Below are 19417 nucleotides of genomic sequence, written 5' to 3'. Positions count from 1 at the left end.
TTTTATTTACTTCGTTAATTCTTTTACCGCTAAAATCGCTTTTTCATAGTCAGGATGATCCGTGCCTTCGCCAACATATTCAACATAAGTCACTTTATCATTTTTATCTATAACAAAGACAGAGCGCGCAAGCAAACGAAGTTCTTTCATAACAACGCCGTACGCTTCCCCAAATGATAGATCACGATGATCGGATAATGTCTGCAGATTTTCAATTCCTTCAGCTGCACACCATCTTGCTTGTGCAAAAGGAAGATCTGCAGAAATTGTCAACACTTGAACGTCTTCCCCAAGTGAAGAAGCTTCCTCGTTAAATTTACGTGTCTGCGTTGAACAGACTCCCGTATCAATTGAAGGTATCACACTGATTAGCCTGATCTTCCCTTTCGAATCGGCAAGTGTCACTGGGCTCAAATCGTTCGCAAGCACCGTGAAATCTTGCGCAGTATCACCTACTGCAACTTCTTTTCCAAGCAATGTAACGGGATTGTTCTTGAATGTAACGTTAGCCATTAAGACGCCTCCTCTTCTAAATCTATCTTACTAAATGATAGTACCCTCTTGCAACTGTTGTCCCTCAATCCGTTTCCGGTAATCTACGCGCATCTCTTTTTCATAAGAATGCTCATGTTCGACAATTGTATCGGCGAATAGGTCATGCAACGCTTCTTTTCGAGGCATGAATAGAACCAGCAGATAAGGGACAACTAACATTTTCGATATGAATCTTCCAATCACTTCGCGGAATATGACAGCAGTCCATGTAAGCTTGCCTCCATCTTTTGCCGCTACTTTTATGCCCATGATCATCTTTCCAACCGTCTGTTGTAAATACCTCGTCATAAGTGCGAAGTAAAGCAACAGCAAAATAAGTATTGTGAACTTATAGGTACTGAACAAGAAGAAAGAGGGGTTAGTAATTTCCCAACCTGCAACTCTAAAAATCGGTTTGACGATAATTCCGCTGATTGCCGATAGAACAAGAAGATCGATTGCATACGCCCATAGCCGTGTCCAGAAACCGGCATACTTCGCCCGATAATGCTCGGTCTGAATCGCTTCATAATCTCGATTAGGCATCGCAGCAGTGGAATTCCCTGTCAGGTTCGGTTGTTGTTCAATATGTTCCGACATTCGCTAGCCCTCCTTATTTTTCACCATACAAATACATCATCCGTGGTGCATTATAATCATTTAATAACTTGCCAATCAATTCAGATTCAATATTGCTTCCGAGCATATTTCCTGCTTTCACGCCGAACATCGAAGCCCAGCTATCAAGGGCTGTATACTCAAAGACAGTAGCATTTTGAAGATTATAATCTTCTTTCATTGCTGCAATGACATCACCGGCCTTGCCGTAATCATCTGCAAGTCCAGCTTCGATTGCCTGTCGACCGTTCATAATACGGCCATCAGCCACTTTTTTCACTTCGGCTTCTGTCATGCCTCGGCCTTCTACAATAATATCTACAAAGCGCTCGTAGGAATCATTTATCATTTCTTGAAGCATCGCTCGTTCATCATCTTTCATCTCACGAGATCCACTCATAATATCTTTGTAAGGACCTGTTTTGATCGTGTTGAAGTCAATTCCGTATTTTTCGGCAAGTTTCGCATAGTTAACACTTTCCATAATGACTCCGATCGAACCTGTTATCGTTTCAGGATTAACAAATATCTTATCGGCTGGCGCTGATACATAATAACCGCCTGAAGCAGCCATTCCGCCCATCGAAATATACAGCGGAATCTCCCTTTCTACTTGAATCATTCGAAGAGCATCATAAATATCCGCTGATTCAACGACTCCGCCACCTGGTGAATTCACTTCAAGGACAACACCTTTTACATTAGTATCCTCAAGAATCGCAGACAGCTGATTCATGAAATATTGATGATTATAGCCTCCAGATTGAAAAAGGGACGATGTATCCCCTAAATCTTGAATAACGCCATCAAGTGAAAGAACAGCAATTTTATCCTTTCCGTTTCCTTCTTCAAGAATCGTTTCCTCATAACCTGAAGATGATGTTGCCATCATTTCTTCAAAGAACCCGGTGAAATCCCTCGTAAATATGTACGATAGTGAATTGATGCCTACTGAAACAAAAACAAGTGCTGCAGCGACGATGATTGCAATCCATCGTTTCATTGTCATTTCAAATTCCTCCTTTTCATTACAACAACTTATACGTTCAAGCACACCAAAATGTTTCACTCCATGGTAAAATCAGTATAACCCATTCGGAAGGAGCTTGTATGATGACAGATCGAATGACTATTTTTATTTATAGTAAACACGATGAAGATTCACTCGATAAAAAATCAAAAGTGGCCGAGGCGCTGATCTATGAAGGTTTTACGATGACCGATGATGATAAAGATGCGAATATCATCATTAGCATCGGCAGCGATGGTTCATTTCTGCAAGCAGTTCGAAAAACCGGTTTTCGGCAAGATTGTTTGTATGCGGGCATTTCTGTAACAGGTAAACCGGGGCTTTACTGCGATTTCCACTATAATAATCTTTTTGAAATGACGCAGAGCATTCATACAGCAGGTCTTGAAGTAAGAAAGTATCCGATTATTGAAGTGAAAATTGATAATCACCAACCATTCTATTGCCTAAATGAGTTCAGTATTCGCTCAAGTATTATTCGAACATTCGTCCTGGATGTGATTATCGACGATAAACTGTTCGAAACATTCCTTGGTGATGGTCTGATAATTTCTACACCGACCGGCAGCACTGCTTACAATAAATCAGTCAACGGTTCCGTTGTCGATCCATTACTCAGTTGTTTCCAAGTGACCGAACTTGCTTCAGTAAATAACAATACGTATAGAACACTTGGCTCATCCTTCATAATGAGCGGCACACGAAAGCTCCAGCTTAAAGTGCATCAGGATGGTAATGTTTTCCCTTTAGTTGCTGCTGATAATGAAGCGCTTGGTATTCGTCAAGTTGAAAACGTAGAAATCAGATTAAGCGATAAAACTGTAAAAACCGTAAAATTGAAAAACAACTCTTTCTGGGAAAAAGTGCAACGAATTTATTTATAAAGAAAAGAGCCTCCCATTTATGGTTGGCTCTTCTTCATTTTCATCACTTCGATCAGTTTAGATACTGTAAAGAGTAGTAAGGCTGACCAAATGAAAGCGAATGACAGTAAATCGATTTCCCCGAATGTTTCTTTATAAATGATGACTCCCAGAAACAGCATCATCGTTGGCGCTATGTATTGAAGAAAACCTGCCATATAGAGTGGAATTCTTTGTACACCTTTTGCATACATAATCAGCGGTAGCGCAGTTGCTGCACCCGTCAGGATAAGTAAAATATCCGTCTTAATATCGGAGCTTAAAAATACTGCATTACCCTTCGTAAATAACCAAATGTAATAAATAACGGCAAATGGGGCAATGAAGAGCGTTTCAATCGTCAAACCGCGCAGTGCATCGAGCTTAATTTGTTTCTTGATGAGTCCGTAAACTGCAAAAGTTACAGCAAGTGTAAATGCAAGCCATGGAAATTTTCCGTATGAAACAGTCAAAATGATGACGCCTGTTGCCGCAAGTAAAAAAGCAACTTGTTGCGCTCTTGAAAGCTTTTCCTTCAAGAAAAAGATTCCAAGCAACACAGAAATAAGCGGGTTTATATAATAGCCAAGACTTGTTTGCACAATGTAATTATGATTCACAGCCCATATGTAGACGAACCAGTTCGTGGAAACAAGTGCAGAAGCAGCAAACAGAGCCCAAAAATCCTTTTGTGATCCCCACAGTGTTTTTATATCTTCCTTAAGATGTTGTCCATTCTTCATAAGTAGAACAACTGCTAACGTTAAAATAAATGCCCATACGATGCGACTCGTTAGTATTTCAGCACTCGCGACATGCTCCAGGCTTTTCCAGTATACCGGCATTATTCCCCAAATTAGATATGAACCGATTGCCCAGAGGACACCACTTTTTTCTGTTGACAAAATGACACCCCCTTTATTTTGATTCCCGAAATAACAAACTAAGTATAGACCCAATACAACAGTGCGTAAAGATGAAAATACGTATCAAAACGCAAAAACATTGGTAAAAAGTAAAGACCGCTATCATAAGCACGGAATAATCCGACTTACAACAGTGGTCTGTTTCCTGCAAAGACCTATTTCTGTTCTAGTTTCCTCAACTCTACCCGCATAATTTTCCCGGAAGCTGTTTTCGGCAAATTCTCTAAAAACTCAATTTTACGGGGATATTTATAAGGCGCCGTCAAACTCTTCACATGCTCTTGCAATTCTTTGATAAGGTTATCTTCGTCTTTACGATTGGAATCACGCAGCACCACAAATGCTTTCACGATATTACCACGAACTTCATCTGGGCTTGCAATGACTGCACATTCACGGACTGCAGGATGCTTCGTCAATGCATCTTCCACTTCAAAAGGTCCGATTGTATAGCCGGAGCTGATAATAATGTCATCACCACGTCCTTCAAACCAAAAATAACCGTCCTCGTCCATTTTTGCTCTGTCACCCGTTAGATAATAATCTCCACGAAACTGCATTTTAGTCCGTTCCGGATCTTTTAAATACTCCTTGAATAATGCAGGTGTCGATATATGTACCGCAATATCCCCAACTTCTCCAGCAACTGCTGGACGACCTTCGTCATCGATAATATCCACCTTATTGCCAGGTGTCGGTTTCCCCATGGAACCTGGCCGCGCTTCCATACCTAACATCGTTCCGACAAGTAATGTGTTTTCCGTTTGCCCATAGCCATCTCTTACTGATAACGAAAAAGTCTTATCAAATATATCAATCACTTCACGGTTTAACGGTTCTCCAGCTGAAACCGCACTGCGAATGGAAGAAAGATCAAAGTCCGCAAGATTTTCGGCCTTTGCCATAAATCGGTATTCCGTTGGTGTACAACATAATACATTCACTTGAAAATTGCCAATCAACTCTAAATACGTCGCTACATCGAACTTACCATCATATACTAGTCCTGTTGCCCCGCTGCCAATTACAGATAAGAAAGGTGTCCAGATCCACTTTTGCCATCCTGGTGCAGCGGTAGCCCAGACTACATCTCCTTCTTTGATACCCAGCCAACTCGCACCCGTTGTCCGTAAATGTGCATATCCCCAACCATGTGTATGGACGACTCCTTTTGGTTTTCCAGTTGTGCCCGATGTGTACGATAGAAATGCCATATCGGTACTTTTCGTTTCAATCGCTGTAAACTCTTCTGATGCAGCTTCCATCAGGTCAGTTAATGAAAGCTCTTCATTTTTTGCTTTCCCAACAACAAATAATTTAACGTCATTCATATTTTCAACTTCGCTAAATTGGTCAGTGAAAGCATCGAAAGCAATGATCGCTTTTGCATCGCTATGCGCCAATCGGTATTCGATATCCGAAGACCGAAGCATTTCGGAACTCGGGATGACAACGAGCCCGGCTTTTAGTGCGCCAATATACGTCACATATGCCTCTATTAATCGCGGTACCATAACTAAAACAACATCGCCTTTTTTTAGTCCGTTCGATTTAAAGACATTGGCCGCCCTATTCGCTGAAGCGATTAATTCATCATATGTAATTTCTTTCTTGTTTCCTTTGGCATTCACATAGATCAGCGCTTTCTTTTCTGCCCCTGTTGCGTACTTTTCAAATTCACTGACAAGGTTATACTCTTCTGGTGCTATCAGCTGTTCACGGTTCATGTAAACTCCCCCTTAGATGTATTATCTAAGTATACAAACAAACAACCGACAATTCAAAACTAATTTACTTTTCGAAATAAACCTAAGATAATTTGACGTATTTACAGCGTATTCTGCTTATAAATGAGAAAAGCTACTCCGGAATAATTCCGGAGCAGCTTTTCATGATAACAATTATTCTTGGTAACCTTTCATCTGATCTTGCGCCTGACGCACTAATCGCTTTGTAATTTCTCCGCCGACGGATCCGTTGGCACGCGATGATGCATCTGGTCCCATTTGTACGCCAAATTCTGCTGCAATTTCATTTTTCATTTGATCAAGTGCTTGTCTGACACCTGGCACTAATAGTTGGTTTGAGTTTCCGTTGTTGTTACTAGCCATGATTCTCACCTCCTTCTATTTATAGAATGTACAAAATCGAGAAATTCATGCGAATTTTATATAGTAAATTTAGTTAACGGTTTTAGAATTGTTTAAGCTACGCTACTTTTGCCTATACTGGATAAACAAAATGCAACTTAGTACAATCTCTAAAGTCACTTCACAATATCAATTTACTTTTGGTTTCCACCCATTTGTTGTTGCGCCTGACGCACTAATCGCTTTGTAATTTCTCCGCCGACGGATCCGTTGGCACGCGATGATGCATCTGGTCCCATTTGTACGCCGAATTCGGATGCAATTTCATTTTTCATTTGATCAAGTGCTTGTCTTACGCCTGGAACTAGAAGCTGATTCGAGTTACCGCTGTTGTTGTTTGGCATGTTTGACACCTCCTTGTGCACATAGAATGTACCGTTTAGAAAACTTTATACAGATAACCGTTCTAGCAAAACATTCCAATTAGTTATAGAAGATTAACTTTCTACATAATGGCTTATACTGAATAAGCCATTAGCTGTCTTAAAAATTTCAGAAACAACTTCTACTATAGAATTGTTATTTGTTCCCGTTCATTTGTTGTTGCGCTTGACGCACTAATCGTTTTGTAATTTCTCCGCCGACGGATCCGTTGGCACGTGATGATGCATCTGGTCCCATTTGTACGCCGAATTCTGATGCAATTTCATTTTTCATTTGATCAAGTGCTTGTCTTACGCCTGGAACTAGAAGCTGATTCGAGTTACCGCTGTTGTTGTTTGGCATGTTTGACACCTCCTTGTGCACATAGAATGTACCAGATTTAAAAATTCATGCGTGAATAGTAAAAGGTAAGTTTAACCAAATACTTGGAGCAGGTTTAAGCAACGGTACTTTTGCTTACACTGTCTAAGCAAAAAGCTGCATCGGACGACATTGTCCGATGCAGCTTTTTTATTCTTCAATTTAATTGAGTGACTGTTTTATATCTTGCTTATCTTCACCATTCACTTCTGTTTACTTACAGCGGGGCCGAAATTGATGATTTACTTATCCATCAAAGCAAGTCTTCGAAATCTTCCTTAGGTTGAAGAGGCAATTCAACTGTTATCCGTTTTTCAATCGCTTCTTCAATCATTGGCTCGAAATCAGTGAAGCTTTCATAATAAGCGACTTTTTCAAGCTTTGGCTTTGTTTTAGGATTTGATGGTGAAAAAATTGTACAGCAATCTTCATAAGGCCTAATTGAGATTTCGTATGTGCCAATCTTTTGAGCAATATCGATAATATCAAGTTTATCTGTTGCAATGAGTGGGCGCAAAATAGGTGAAGAAGTTACTGCGTTGATGGCCGTTAAGCTTTCAAGTGTTTGACTCGCGACTTGTCCAAGGCTTTCGCCAGTAACAATGGCAAGAGCTCCTTCTTCTTCACGTACTCTGTCAGCGATCTTAAGCATTAGCCTACGTGTTGTTGTCATTGAAACATTATCCGGTACTTGACTGACAATCGCTTGTTGGATTTCGGTGAATGGTATTATATGAAGCCGAACTGCTGCTCCGAATGAACTTAACTTCTCCGCTAGGTCCATCACTTTCTTCTTGGCCAATTCACTTGTGAATGGTGGACTTGCAAAGTGAATGGCATCTATCGATACACCTCGCTTCATCATGAGATAGCCTGCAACTGGACTGTCGATACCACCAGATAACATGAGAATCGAATGACCATTTGATCCGACCGGCATACCGCCTGCACCTTCATATACCTTAGCTGTTAGGAAAGCACCTTCTATTCGAATATCAATAAGTAGCACAATATCAGGCTTTTTCATTTGCACAACGAGCTCCGAGAAGCTGCGTAACACATGCGACCCTACTTCCTGCTGCAATTCATTTGTCACTAATGGAAACCTTTTGTCCGTCCTTCTTACTTCAACTTTAAACGTTTTCCCAACCGTTTCGTTTGCCCCAATTACTTCTAACGCTTTTTCTTTAATCGCATCAAGCGTCGCGTCACATTTTGCAACTGGACTGAATGACTGAATACCGAAAATATGCGGTAAACGCGCCATCGCTTCTTCCATATCATGCTTATCTTCCGCAAAAAGAAACATACGGTCACGTTCAGGTTTAATGATTACAGTTTTCAAATCGCTCAATGCATCCTTAATATTGTTACGCAGTTTCTTGACAAATACATTTCTGTTTCGTCCCTTTAATGATATCTCTCCGTAGCGTATCAATAGTTCATTCCATTCCATTACTTATTTCCCCTTCCAAGCAGATCCATGAACCGTGCAAATACTTGCTCGAATTCCACTATATGCTGTTCACTATTATTTTTTCCAAAACTTATACGGATTACACCGTTTTTAAATTTCCCATTAACACCTATAGCTTCTATAACATGTCCTGCAGTGCCACTTTTCGATGAACACGCACTGGATGTCGAAATTGTTATGCCGTTTTCTTGAAAGAAGTTTACAGCCACTTCTCCCTTCACTTTATAAAAAGCGATCGCTAAAATATGCGGTGCCGCCTTATCAGCAGCGAGTATACTAACGTTTTCAAATGGCTCTATAAACTTTATAAGGCGATTTCTCCATTGCCTATAATCCTTCTGCTCAACATCTATTGCACTCATCCGTACTGCCTTTGCCAGCGCCACTGCATCTGCTACAGATACGGTACCACTACGTATTCCTTTTTCCTGACCACCGCCATAATTAATCGCTTCCGGTGTCATACCTTTTCTTAACGCCAGTATACCCGAGCCTTTCAAGCCATTGATTTTATGGGCTGAAATTGTTAGTGCGTCCGGGCCATCAACTGCTAACGAAACAGGTAGCTTACCAAAACTTTGAACAGCATCCGAATGGAATAGTGCTCTGGAGTTTTCTTTTATGATTTTTGCGCACTCGGCAATTGGCTGTGCTGTACCGATTTCATTGTTGACATGCATGATGCTGACAAGTATTGTATCTTTTCGAAGCTTGCTTTTCAACTCTTGGATAGAAATCATTCCTTGTTCATCAACTGACAAATAATCAACTTCAAATCCTTGTGTCTCTAAATAGCTCATCGAATGAAGTACTGATGGATGCTCGATTTTTGTCGTGATTAGATGCTTGCCTCTTGCATGCAACGCGCGTGCGAAGCCAATAACCGCTAAATTATTGGCTTCAGTACCGCCCGATGTGAATAAAAGTTCTCCGTCAGGTGCGCCTAGAATCGATAATATCTGTTCTCTTGATCGTTCAAGAAGTGTTTCGGCTTCCTTTCCAGCTAGATGGATAGAGGCTGGATTCGCGAAAAAGCGCTTATTCACTTCAATGAATGATGTAAGTACACCCTCATCGGGTGCCGTTGTAGCGCTATTGTCTAAATAAATCATTTGTATCTCCCTTTCAGTCGCAAAAATCAAATACGCCTGCCTACAGGATGTAGGTCATGCAGCAGGGGAGGGATTGAACTGCATCCCTCCTTGTTGCCGCAGGACGCGGCGTACTTAGGTTACCTTCCTTTATTCAGTAGGGGCTTGAACCTCCATGAATATCACCATACTCTGTTTTCATCTTACCCACTTATAGACTGGGTGTCTTCGTTGCTGCCGCTTCACTTTCAGTACAAAAAATTTGCTGAATAAAGTTAAATGCGTGACAAAGCCACCTGCAAGATATGCCGGTGGCCATTTTTTTGTGTAATCACTTTTGAACTCAGACGTGTTCTTTCACAAGTTCTTCAATCCGCTTCATTGCACCAGGCTCCACATCTTCAACCGCTGTCGCTGCCTCTTCCAACGCTTTTGCGTAACGGAATTGCCTGAACGACTCTTCAGCGTCTAACAGACGGGCATGAACTTCGGGATTGGACGCACGGTATCTATTTCCGTATTGAATGATCCACTCGATTAGCAAGACGTTTTCAAGCATCTCTTCAACTTTCACACTTACATCTTCTACAGCCTTACCGGCATTCTCCAAATAAGAATCGACTAGGCTCATATTAAGTGGTACTTCCTGTAAACTTTGCGTTACGATATAAATTTGTTCGTCTGCTTCTTCAAGGCGAGCTTCCATATCATCTGGTATACCAGGAATATTCCCTTTATGAAGCATACGATCCGCATTTTGTAATTTACGCGATAGTACTTCAAGTTTGGTCCGTACATTATTTTCATCGATTCGTAAGTTTTTCATGCGATTTGCAAAAATTTCCTGTTCGTCAGCTATTTGCTCTAGTTCTTCGGAAATGGATTGTAGCTCTTCCTGTAAACCAGAATAAGCAGAAGCTTGTTCTTCAACGCGATAAGTAAGTACACCAAATCGCTTATCGAGAGCAACTAATTTTTTTAAGGACAATTGTGGAATTTGTGCTTCTTTTTCATCCAATCGATAGCTTTGCTGTACAAAAGCTGCCTCATCTGAGGTTTCTCTCGACAATGTTGTTATTACGTGAAGCTTATCAGCAATTTGATTATAGTGTTCGTCAACATAATGCTTTGCGTTCACTTCATTTTCTAGCGCATCGTAAAATGAATCAATGCGGTCATTAATTTCGCTTGTATGCTGTTGTACACTTTCGATTTGAAGATCGGCCATTTTCGACAACATTTCTTCAAGCTCATTTTCAATTGCTCTAAGGTGTTTTGACAGCTCTAAATGCTGCAAATAATAGGATTGCTCCTCCATCTCCCGCGTTCCATTCCGAAGTTCTCGAATCGATGCCGGAATTTTACTTTGTAATTCCGAAAGTAGGGCTGGAATTTCGTGGATGAGCGTAAAGACATGATCACCCTTTAGTGACAATGAAATAACGATTTCCCGCGCAAGTAAATAATTGCCGTTTGCTGTCAATTCATCGTATTCTTTGAATTTCGGATTAAAAGATTCTAATTCCTTTTCAAGCGGGTTCGCTGTCATCCCAAACGAATGCTGATGTGCGAGTACTGCTTTACGAGCAGCCCGGTGCTGCTCTTTTAATTTTTCCATCTCAATACGATTTTTCTCTTCACTGCCGACTAATTCATTCAATTCTTGTAAAATGTCATTCATCTTTTTATCGCAGAAACGGATTTTTTCTTGAATTGCTTTTTCTAACTTTGTTGCTTTTCCAAAACGGAAACGATCTACTACGTCTTCCACATCGAATAGTAACGTATCAATTTCGGGCATATGTACGTCCATCAATTCCGTCCATTCGTTGCGCCACCGTTCGAACTTCTCCTCAGTTTCACCTGTCATGTTCAATTGTTTAACTTTCGTCATCTCTTCTAAGATGGGTTTGTGTTGGATTTGTAGCTTTTCTTGCTCCAATCGACCAATTTCCTGGATATGTTTGCGCCTGAATAAGAAGGCGATTGTCGTCAATATGATAAGCACTATTATAGCAATGATGAAGGTTTTCATCGTGGTCCCCCTGTCCAAGTCACTGTACCATGATATTATCCTATATAGTACCACGTTTAAACCATTTTGGTTGCGAAAATGAATGATTTATAGGGAAAAATCTGTTTTCCACTATAATAATCAAGAAAGATTGTTAAAAAACGTCTTCATATGTATACTAATTTAAATTCTATTTTTTAAAAGGGGTGCTCTATTTGTTTCAAGGTCTTGACTATGCTACTGATTTAAAAGTGAAGTATAAACAGCTCGCAAGTCAATTAGATGCGTTGTTGACGGGTGAGGAAAATATGTACGCAAACCTGAGCAACGCTTCTGCATTACTCAATCAATTTTTCGATCGCATCAATTGGGTCGGATTTTACTTGAAGGACGAGAACGAACTTGTACTTGGTCCTTTCCAGGGTCTTCCTGCCTGTATCCGTATCCCGTTTGGAAAAGGTGTCTGTGGGACAGCGGCCGAATCGAATAAATCCATTATCGTTCCGGATGTCAATGCATTCCCTGGCCATATTGCATGCGACGCGGCTTCTCAATCTGAAGTTGTCATTCCTATTTCAAAAGACGGAGTTTTACTAGGTGTCCTTGATATCGACAGTCCTGAACTGAACCGTTTTACAGCAGAAGATTTGATTGGGCTTGAACATTTTGTCGAAGTTCTCATTAAACATATTTAATGACCCAAATTGTATGTGACTTAACGGGAATGACATTAAAGACCTGACAGCATGAAACTGCCTTGGCTACCTAACAATCGGTAGCCAAGGCAGTTTTTTCATTAAGCCTGCTCAGTGATTGTAACCTCCATGGCCGCGAAAGCGGTTTTGAGGTCAGCTATGAGATCATCGGCATGTTCTAAACCGACGGATAGCCTCAGTAAAGAGTCCGTGATGCCCATTTGTAGACGTTCTTCCTCGGGAATGACTGAATGGGTCATCGTAGCCGGATGCTGGATAAGCGTTTCTGCATCTCCAAGACTGACTGCAATCTTAATGAGAGAAAGGCTATCCATAAATAGCTGTGCCCCCTCTTTCCCACCTTTTATCGTAAATGAAATTAGTCCGCCTCCCGCTCTCATTTGGCGTTTCGCTATTTCATATTGCGGATTGTCTTTGTCGAATGGATAATAGATCTCTTCAACAATTTTTTGCCCCTTCAAATAGGCAATCAGTTTTTCCGCATTTGAAGTATGACGTTCCATGCGAACCGATAACGTTTTCAAACCGCGGATTAAAAGCCAAGCATCGAACGGAGATATAATACCGCCGAAATCTTTTTGAACCGACATACGGATTGATTCTATCTCTCCCTTGTCACTTCCAATAAGTAGACCTGCAATAACATCACCATGACCATTGATATATTTTGTCGCACTATGCAAGACGAAATCCGCGCCGATATCCAGAGGGTTTTGCAAATAGGGCGATGAAAATGTATTGTCGACAACAACACGTAGCCCGTGACGTTTGGCTACGCTTACAACCGCATGAAGATCAACAAGTTCCATTGTCGGATTAATAGGCGTTTCAATATAGATACAAACTGTCTCCGGTTTGATAGCTTGTTCAATCTCTTCTTCGGTCCCCATCCGAACTAGATCATGTGTAATATTGTATTTTTGGTTCAGCATACCAAGTAGACCGAATGTACAACCGTAAATACCGCGGGAACAAAGAATATGATCACCCGCTTCTGTCAAATGAACAAGAATTGAACTGACTGCTGCCATTCCCGAACCAAACGCCAGCGCTCCGTTACCGTTTTCAAGAGCTGCCATACGCTCTTCCAACACATGAACAGTCGGATTGCCAAGTCTGGAATAAATATTTCCCTCTTCAGCGCCTGAAAATCGATTTTCCCCTTGCAACGCTGTTTCAAACGAGTATGTTGAGGTCTGGTAAAGCGGCACTGCTAAACTTCCCTGATGGTCCCTGTCATCATAGCCTTCATGAATAACGACTGTATCTTTATGAAGATTTTTTCCGTCCATTTTCATTCCCCCCTGATGTTTTATGAATACTCACATTCCTTCGTTATTAGTTTACCCTTTATTAGTAGTTAGGAAAAGAAACAACTTGTCGCTCCATATATTACCACTTGGTTTTTACCATTGTTTTTCGCGGTATATAGTGCCGCGTCAGTATGCTGAAACAAATCTTTATAAGTCGACTGTTGTTTCGAGGTCCAGTTATGCATTCCAATCGATACCGTTACCGCGGGTTCAGTGGCAGCAGGGATAAGTCGGACAAGCCGTTCTGCAAATAACACTCCTTCTTCAAATCCTGTTAAGGGCAAAAAGATAGCGATTTCCTCTCCTCCCCACCTTCCAGCAACACCTTTATCGGCAATTTCCGCAAGTATGAAAGATGCAATCTGCTTTAGCACATCATCGCCTGTTACATGGCCATAAGTGTCATTTACCTTTTTGAAGTCATCGACATCTAAGAGGACAAAAACACCTGTTTCATCTTCGACAATCGATTTCTCAATAATCTTATCCACAAAACTTCTTGTATAAAGCTTGGTTAGATGGTCTTTATCTACAAGTTCCTGTAACTGGTCGCGCAATATCGAGTTAGCAAGCGCAAGCGAAGAATGTCCTATAAGAGATTGCATCAGCTTAAAGCTGTCAAATGAAAAAAAGTACTGGTTCAAATGTACTAACACAACGAATCCTGTGAGCACCTCCTGATTCATAATCGGAATCGCAATGATTGATTCGTAGGCAAGTGACTCGTTCATAGTAGTACTGAAATTTGCATCGAACAACGCTTCTTTGTTGCTCTGCAGGTGATTCGATGCGAATGCAATATAATTCTTCCCTGATTCAGTCCTGAAAAAATCCGTGCTCAACGGAGAAAGGTCGTAGCTATCTCTTTCACAGTTAAAAACGAATGCAATTTCAGATGGGTGAAATGCTTTCAACAATTGCTGCTTCAAAAATGCGGTCATTTCCCCAAAATGCATATTGCTGTTTAATTTTTTTGACGTTTCGTTAATCAGTTGCAGGTCTTCAATGACCCGATGAGATTGGTCATATAAAATTGCATTTTCTAACGCGCTTCCCGCCGTATTTACAATAATACTGACAAATTTATCCTGAGTTGGTGAAAAAACAAGATCAAGCGGTATTTTGATTTGCAATACACCATAGATGCCTTGTCTTCCTTTAAGTGGTGCATTGATCAGCTTGCAAGATAAGTCGGACATTATTTCTTTTGTCACTTCACCCGAGACAAATGCATTCATGGCAGAAGGCCTTTCATTCATGTAATCAATTAGCTTATAGTTATGCATCAGACCTTTTTGGTCATGTGATAGGAGTAGCTCAACGTGGGCAGACGGAAATGATTTAGATACCGCATTCACTACGCCGTCCAAAATCACATTACTTTGCATCGTTGAATTAAAGATTTCGGTGACTCCAAATAAGTGCCGTGAACTTTTTTCTTCCTTTACAAGAAAGACCATCTTCCTGACCATTTGAATAAGATGGCTAACTACCTTTTCAAGTTCCTGCAAATATGGTGAGGCAGCGAAGGCATTCCAGTCGTCAGTAGATTTGAGAATCAGCAGTCCAAGCGGTTCAGATTTCAAGTTTCGGAATAGTAGAAAGTCATCCGCATAGCTGAAACCCTTCTCACGGATTTGTGAAATTAAAATGGCATGTGTAAGCGAGTCCCCCGTTTCCAGCGTGTCAAACGGGAGGGTATCTCTCCTCTGTGAAATTGATTTGTGACCTTTAAGAGGCATAAAACTAGTTTTGTCATATATGAAAAAATCTGCTTCAGCTATATGAAAATGATGAACTAGTGTTGGTTTCAAAGCTTCAAACCATTGTTCATATGAATGCAATGCAGTATTTTCAGTCCACAAGTCCATTAAGTCGCTTTTAATTTTGAACATTGTCAATTGATGATCCGTCACACAATCACCCCTATCTTAATCTACATAAAAATTCAAACAAGTCTTATTACATTATAATACATTGGTACTATGGATGCTATCACTTTATATAGATCGTTAGACTTATTTCCACCTCAATGAATGAAGCTTGACTCTTACTTCTTTAGTTGTTATGATGGAACCTGTGTAAAATAGTTGCAGCAGTTGTGTGTTTCAGATTGTCCAGTCTATTCCTTTTACAAGGTGTATCGCGTAACTTCCTGGCTGCGGAAGCGAGGATGCAAGATGATAGAATGGCATTTGAATTGAACACATCTGGTTCTTATTTTACAACAAAATAAAACCAACAATAGAGGAGGAGTCTTTCATGGCTCGTTATACAGGTCCATCTTGGAAACTTTCCCGTCGTCTTGGGATTTCACTTACAGGCACTGGAAAAGAAATCGAAAAACGCCCTTACGGTCCGGGACAACACGGTCCTAACCAACGCAAAAAACTTTCCGAGTACGGAATGCAATTACAAGAAAAACAAAAACTCCGTTTCATGTTTGGCGTAAACGAACGTCAATTCAAAACGGTTTTCAACAAAGCTGGTAAAATGCCTGGTAAACACGGTGTTAACTTCATGATTCTTCTTGAGACTCGTCTTGATAACATTGTATACCGCATGGGCCTTGCACGCACACGTCGTGCATCACGCCAACTAGTAAACCACGGCCATATCCTGGTTGATGGTAAACGCGTTGATATCCCATCTTACAGCGTTAAACCTGGACAAGAAATTTCTCTTCGCGAGAAATCTCAAAACCTTGATGTTGTAAATGAAGCGCTTGAAGTGAACAGCTATGTTCCTGAATACGTTACATTTAACAACGACACTAAAGTCGGTCAATTCGTTCGCATGCCTGAACGCAGCGAACTTGCAGCAGAAATTAACGAAGCACTTATCGTTGAATTCTACTCACGTTAATACCATCTTTCGAAAAGAGTCCTTCACAGGGCTCTTTTTTTGGTTGTACAATAAATGACGTTGGTGAAAGAAAATCCCCATCCCTTTAAAAGGAGATGAGGAGGATCTTCACTAACGCCATTTTTTTATAAATATATTGGATAAGGTAATCCTACTACCCGCTGATTTCCGTTCCAAGCGGACGCTTTCCGCGGGCACGGCCTCAGCCGCTTCCCTCGCTGCGCTCAGTCCAGGGTCTTCAGCTCGCGCTGTTCCCGCTGGAGTCGCCGCTTTCCACTTCAATCAGCTGGAGAGTCTAGGTAAGATAAATTCCCTTTATATAAATAGAAAACAAGTGAGATTCCCTATAGAATAGAAGTCGACTAAAACCATCATCCAGGAGGGAACTCACTTGTCTCATTCTAATTGTATTAAATCTTTACTTGATATTCAAGACCCAAACATTACTTTTGATGAAGATTGTGTAAAGGAAGGAACTTATAAAGGGAAAAGGTGTAAATATATTTCTGGAAAGTTATCATATACCCCCACACATTGTGGACAATGTGGTGTGAAAAACACCAACTTTACAGTCTATAAAAATGGCACACAATTATCTAGATTTACATTGCCCATTACAGGCGTAAATCCGACCTACCTACTACTACAGAAACAACGTTTCATGTGCCAAGCCTGTCAAAGCAGTTTTACTGCTAAAACGCCTATTGTTCAAATGAATTGTTTTATTTCACAAAATGTGAAAGCACAAGTCACACTTAAATCCGCTGAAGCACAGTCACTTACGTCTATCGCAAGGGATTGTTCTGTATCACCAACAACTGTTCAACGTCAAATCAACGAGGCCGCAAAACAATTTATCCCGCACTACAAGGCGCTACTCAAGCACCTTTCTTTTGATGAGTTCAAATATGCAAAAGATGCAATTGCCTTCGAATATATAAATGCGGAATCAGGCAACATATTGGATATCCTAGATCGACGTGACAATTTCACGATTAAGAATCACTTTATTGTGAACTACAGTTTAACGGATCGTAAACGTGTGGAAACCGTAACGATTGATATGAATGCAGGTTATGTAAGTGTGATTAAAGAATTATTTCCAAATGCGAAGATTATCATAGACCGCTTCCATTTGGTTCAGTTGATTAATCGTTCCATGAATAAGTGTCGTATCCAGGTTATGAATCAACTTAAAACGTCTAGTGGAGATGATATGAAGAAATATCGTCGCCTTAAGCGCTACTGGAAGCTATTATTAAAAAAACATTCAGATTTATCCAGCGTAGAATATAAGTATTATTCATTGTTTGGACAACGTACAGGGCAAAGTATTGTAGATGAGATGTTAGAATATGATCCTGCACTAAAAGAGAACTATGAACTTTATCAAGAATTAATGGAATCCATATCAAATAAGGACTTCGGAGCACTATCGTCTTGTTTAACAAATCCTGTTCCATCTGCAATTTCAAATTATATGAGAACAAGCTTGAAAACGTTGAGAAAACATCTTCCATTTTTAGAAAACAGTTTTATTTACCCCTACAATAACGGAAGAATTGAAGGGAACAACAATAAGATCAAGGTATTGAATCGTGTCGCCTATGGATATAGAAACTTCCAGAACTATAGAAAACGAATTCTGTTACACTTCAGGTTAAAACCATCGGTTAAACAGCAGGAACAAGGACAATTCCATTTTGACGCTGCGTAACATTTATGAGGATTTAATAGGCTTGAAAATCTTTTGTCTATTTTTATTTAATTTCCAAGTGCAATACTAGTTGTTTGGAGTGCAAGATGGCGACTCCAGCGGGAACAGCGCGAGCTGAAGACCCCACAGGAGCGTGCTTTTCGCGACGAGGAGGCTGAAGCCGTGCCCGCGGAAAGCGTCCATCTGGAACGGAAAACAACGGGATACATGGAGGACTATATGAAAAAGGACTATCCCCAAAAATCAGCTTTACTGACTTCTTGGATAGCCCTACAATAACTAAGTTATGGTTGGCTACTATCCTTCGCCAACGTCATTTGACAAAGAACCCTTTTTTTTCGTGCTATACTTATACATATTATGAATTGTGGGGTGTTTAGATGAAACTCATATCAATCTGCCCAAGCAATACGGAATTGCTTGCCTATCTCGGTCTTATCGATCAACTTGTTGCAGTTGACGATTTTTCCGATTGGCCAAAAAGCATTAATCCCCTCCCACGCCTCGGTCCCGATTTGTCGATTGATATGGATAAATTGGAATTGTATGAGCCTGATCTTGTACTTGCTTCTCTAAGTGTACCCGGGATGGAAAAAAACATTGAAGAACTTGAAAAACGAATGATTCCTCATATTATTTTGGACCCGCAAAGTCTGGATGATATCGCTGATGATTTACTAACCGTCGGACAAGCATGTGGCATCGAAGAGCGAGCTATCCAAATTAGAGCGGAGTATCTTTCGTTTATTGAAGAGATGAAAAAACGCGCTGCCACAGTTGACGAAACTCCACGGCTCTATTGGGAATGGTGGCCGAAACCGGTATTTACCCCAGGCAGTATCAACTGGCTGACGGAAATCAGCGCGATCGCCGGAGGGGTGAATGAGTTTCAGGATGTGAAACTTGCCAGTGTGCAGACGGACTGGGATGATGTACTGAATAGGAAGCCTGATTATATCCTTCTTGCTTGGGTTGGCGTTAGAATCAACAAGGTGAAAAAGGAAGTCGTCCTGAAACGACCGGGCTGGAAGGAGCTTACCGCAGTAAAAAATGGCCACTTCTCAATTATGGAGGAGGAATTATATTGCCGTCCTTCCCCTCGGCTTCTAGAAGGAGCTTTGAAGTTGGGTAACATGATTCATCCTGAAACGTATGATAGCTTAAAGTTGCCTGAATGGATTAAAAACGACTAAACGGCAAAAGGCTATTTTCCTTGTTATAAGGAAAATAGCCTTTTGTATTATGGAGAAATGAACGTTTCCCTGGTTGAGCTGACAGTTTCATGACTTGCCATGACAATCCATAAAATCAAAGCCACTA

The 19417-nt window shown here is 40.7% G+C and carries 20 protein-coding genes; 6 read left to right on the top strand and 14 right to left on the bottom strand.

Going from position 1 to position 19417, the window contains the following annotated elements; all coding sequences use genetic code 11:
- Positions 1-6: 6 nt before the first annotated feature.
- Genes tpx through sppA form a run of 3 tightly spaced genes read right to left on the bottom strand, consistent with a single transcriptional unit; the run spans position 7 to position 2161 of the window.
- Complete coding sequence (gene tpx / locus MKZ11_RS12340) at positions 7-513, bottom strand: thiol peroxidase (protein ID WP_340794722.1); 507 nt, start codon at positions 511-513, stop codon at positions 7-9.
- Positions 514-543: 30 nt separating this feature from the next.
- Positions 544-1134, bottom strand: a complete 591-nt coding sequence (locus MKZ11_RS12335) for an RDD family protein (RefSeq protein ID WP_340794721.1) — start codon at positions 1132-1134, stop codon at positions 544-546.
- Between the two features lie 13 nt (positions 1135-1147).
- Positions 1148-2161, bottom strand: a complete 1014-nt coding sequence (gene sppA, locus MKZ11_RS12330) for a signal peptide peptidase SppA (RefSeq protein ID WP_340794720.1) — start codon at positions 2159-2161, stop codon at positions 1148-1150.
- A gap of 104 nt (positions 2162-2265) precedes the next feature.
- Between sppA and MKZ11_RS12325 the strand changes: the two genes are divergently transcribed.
- On the top strand, positions 2266-3066 hold the full coding sequence (locus MKZ11_RS12325; RefSeq protein ID WP_340796998.1) for an NAD kinase: 801 nt from the start codon (positions 2266-2268) through the stop codon (positions 3064-3066).
- Positions 3067-3083: 17 nt separating this feature from the next.
- Here MKZ11_RS12325 and rarD read toward each other — a convergent pair whose 3' ends face one another.
- From rarD to ezrA, 8 genes are all read right to left on the bottom strand, one after another.
- Positions 3084-3989 carry an EamA family transporter RarD gene (gene rarD, locus MKZ11_RS12320; RefSeq protein ID WP_445326995.1) on the bottom strand — a complete coding sequence of 302 codons (906 nt, stop codon included), beginning with the start codon at positions 3987-3989 and terminating at the stop codon, positions 3084-3086.
- A gap of 176 nt (positions 3990-4165) precedes the next feature.
- Positions 4166-5737 carry an acyl-CoA synthetase MbcS gene (gene mbcS / locus MKZ11_RS12315; RefSeq protein ID WP_340794719.1) on the bottom strand — a complete coding sequence of 524 codons (1572 nt, stop codon included), beginning with the start codon at positions 5735-5737 and terminating at the stop codon, positions 4166-4168.
- Positions 5738-5911: 174 nt separating this feature from the next.
- Positions 5912-6121 carry an alpha/beta-type small acid-soluble spore protein gene (locus MKZ11_RS12310; RefSeq protein WP_340794718.1) on the bottom strand — a complete coding sequence of 70 codons (210 nt, stop codon included), beginning with the start codon at positions 6119-6121 and terminating at the stop codon, positions 5912-5914.
- 173 nt (positions 6122-6294) lie between these two features.
- Entirely contained in the window at positions 6295-6504 is a 210-nt protein-coding gene (locus MKZ11_RS12305) for an alpha/beta-type small acid-soluble spore protein (protein WP_340794717.1), read from the bottom strand.
- Between the two features lie 175 nt (positions 6505-6679).
- Complete coding sequence (locus MKZ11_RS12300; protein ID WP_340794716.1) at positions 6680-6886, bottom strand: alpha/beta-type small acid-soluble spore protein; 207 nt, start codon at positions 6884-6886, stop codon at positions 6680-6682.
- A gap of 271 nt (positions 6887-7157) precedes the next feature.
- Complete coding sequence (gene thiI, locus MKZ11_RS12295) at positions 7158-8360, bottom strand: tRNA uracil 4-sulfurtransferase ThiI (RefSeq protein ID WP_340794715.1); 1203 nt, start codon at positions 8358-8360, stop codon at positions 7158-7160.
- Entirely contained in the window at positions 8360-9493 is a 1134-nt protein-coding gene (locus tag MKZ11_RS12290) for a cysteine desulfurase family protein (protein ID WP_340794714.1), read from the bottom strand. The genes thiI and MKZ11_RS12290 overlap by 1 nt, the downstream gene beginning before the upstream one ends.
- Positions 9494-9815: 322 nt before the next feature.
- Positions 9816-11507 (bottom strand): septation ring formation regulator EzrA, encoded by a 1692-nt coding sequence (gene ezrA, locus MKZ11_RS12285; RefSeq protein WP_340794713.1) that lies wholly within the window; start codon positions 11505-11507, stop codon positions 9816-9818.
- Between the two features lie 194 nt (positions 11508-11701).
- Between ezrA and MKZ11_RS12280 the strand changes: the two genes are divergently transcribed.
- On the top strand, positions 11702-12181 hold the full coding sequence (locus MKZ11_RS12280) for a GAF domain-containing protein (protein WP_340794712.1): 480 nt from the start codon (positions 11702-11704) through the stop codon (positions 12179-12181).
- Positions 12182-12282: 101 nt separating this feature from the next.
- On the opposite strand, the gene megL is transcribed toward MKZ11_RS12280, so the two are convergent.
- Together megL and MKZ11_RS12270 are read right to left on the bottom strand one after the other, a co-directional pair.
- Positions 12283-13494 (bottom strand): methionine gamma-lyase, encoded by a 1212-nt coding sequence (gene megL / locus MKZ11_RS12275; RefSeq protein WP_340794711.1) that lies wholly within the window; start codon positions 13492-13494, stop codon positions 12283-12285.
- 68 nt (positions 13495-13562) lie between these two features.
- Positions 13563-15431, bottom strand: coding sequence for a sensor domain-containing diguanylate cyclase (locus MKZ11_RS12270; RefSeq protein ID WP_340794710.1), 1869 nt, complete (start codon positions 15429-15431; stop codon positions 13563-13565).
- A 197-nt stretch (positions 15432-15628) separates the two neighbouring features.
- On the opposite strand from MKZ11_RS12270, the gene MKZ11_RS12265 reads away from it, so the two are divergent.
- Together MKZ11_RS12265 and rpsD are read left to right on the top strand one after the other, a co-directional pair.
- Positions 15629-15751: a hypothetical protein gene (locus tag MKZ11_RS12265; protein ID WP_340794709.1), complete on the top strand. Its 123-nt coding sequence runs from the start codon at positions 15629-15631 to the stop codon at positions 15749-15751.
- 26 nt (positions 15752-15777) lie between these two features.
- The gene (gene rpsD / locus MKZ11_RS12260; protein ID WP_340794708.1) at positions 15778-16380 is read left to right on the top strand and encodes a 30S ribosomal protein S4; all 603 of its coding nucleotides are present in this window, start codon (positions 15778-15780) and stop codon (positions 16378-16380) included.
- Between the two features lie 111 nt (positions 16381-16491).
- Here rpsD and MKZ11_RS12255 read toward each other — a convergent pair whose 3' ends face one another.
- Positions 16492-16662, bottom strand: a complete 171-nt coding sequence (locus MKZ11_RS12255) for a hypothetical protein (RefSeq protein WP_340794707.1) — start codon at positions 16660-16662, stop codon at positions 16492-16494.
- Between the two features lie 109 nt (positions 16663-16771).
- Here MKZ11_RS12255 and MKZ11_RS12250 point away from each other — a divergent pair, with 109 nt between their 5' ends.
- The gene (locus tag MKZ11_RS12250) at positions 16772-18097 is read left to right on the top strand and encodes an ISL3 family transposase (RefSeq protein ID WP_340794706.1); all 1326 of its coding nucleotides are present in this window, start codon (positions 16772-16774) and stop codon (positions 18095-18097) included.
- A 380-nt stretch (positions 18098-18477) separates the two neighbouring features.
- Positions 18478-19290 (top strand): cobalamin-binding protein, encoded by an 813-nt coding sequence (locus tag MKZ11_RS12245; RefSeq protein WP_340794705.1) that lies wholly within the window; start codon positions 18478-18480, stop codon positions 19288-19290.
- The last annotated feature ends 127 nt before the right edge of the window (positions 19291-19417 follow it).

Source organism: Sporosarcina sp. FSL K6-1508 (assembly GCF_038007465.1).
In the GTDB taxonomy this organism is placed as follows: Bacteria; Bacillota; Bacilli; order Bacillales_A; family Planococcaceae; genus Sporosarcina; species Sporosarcina psychrophila_B.
Note: the sequence above shows the minus strand (reverse complement) of the source record. Positions and strands in the feature narration are given on the sequence as shown.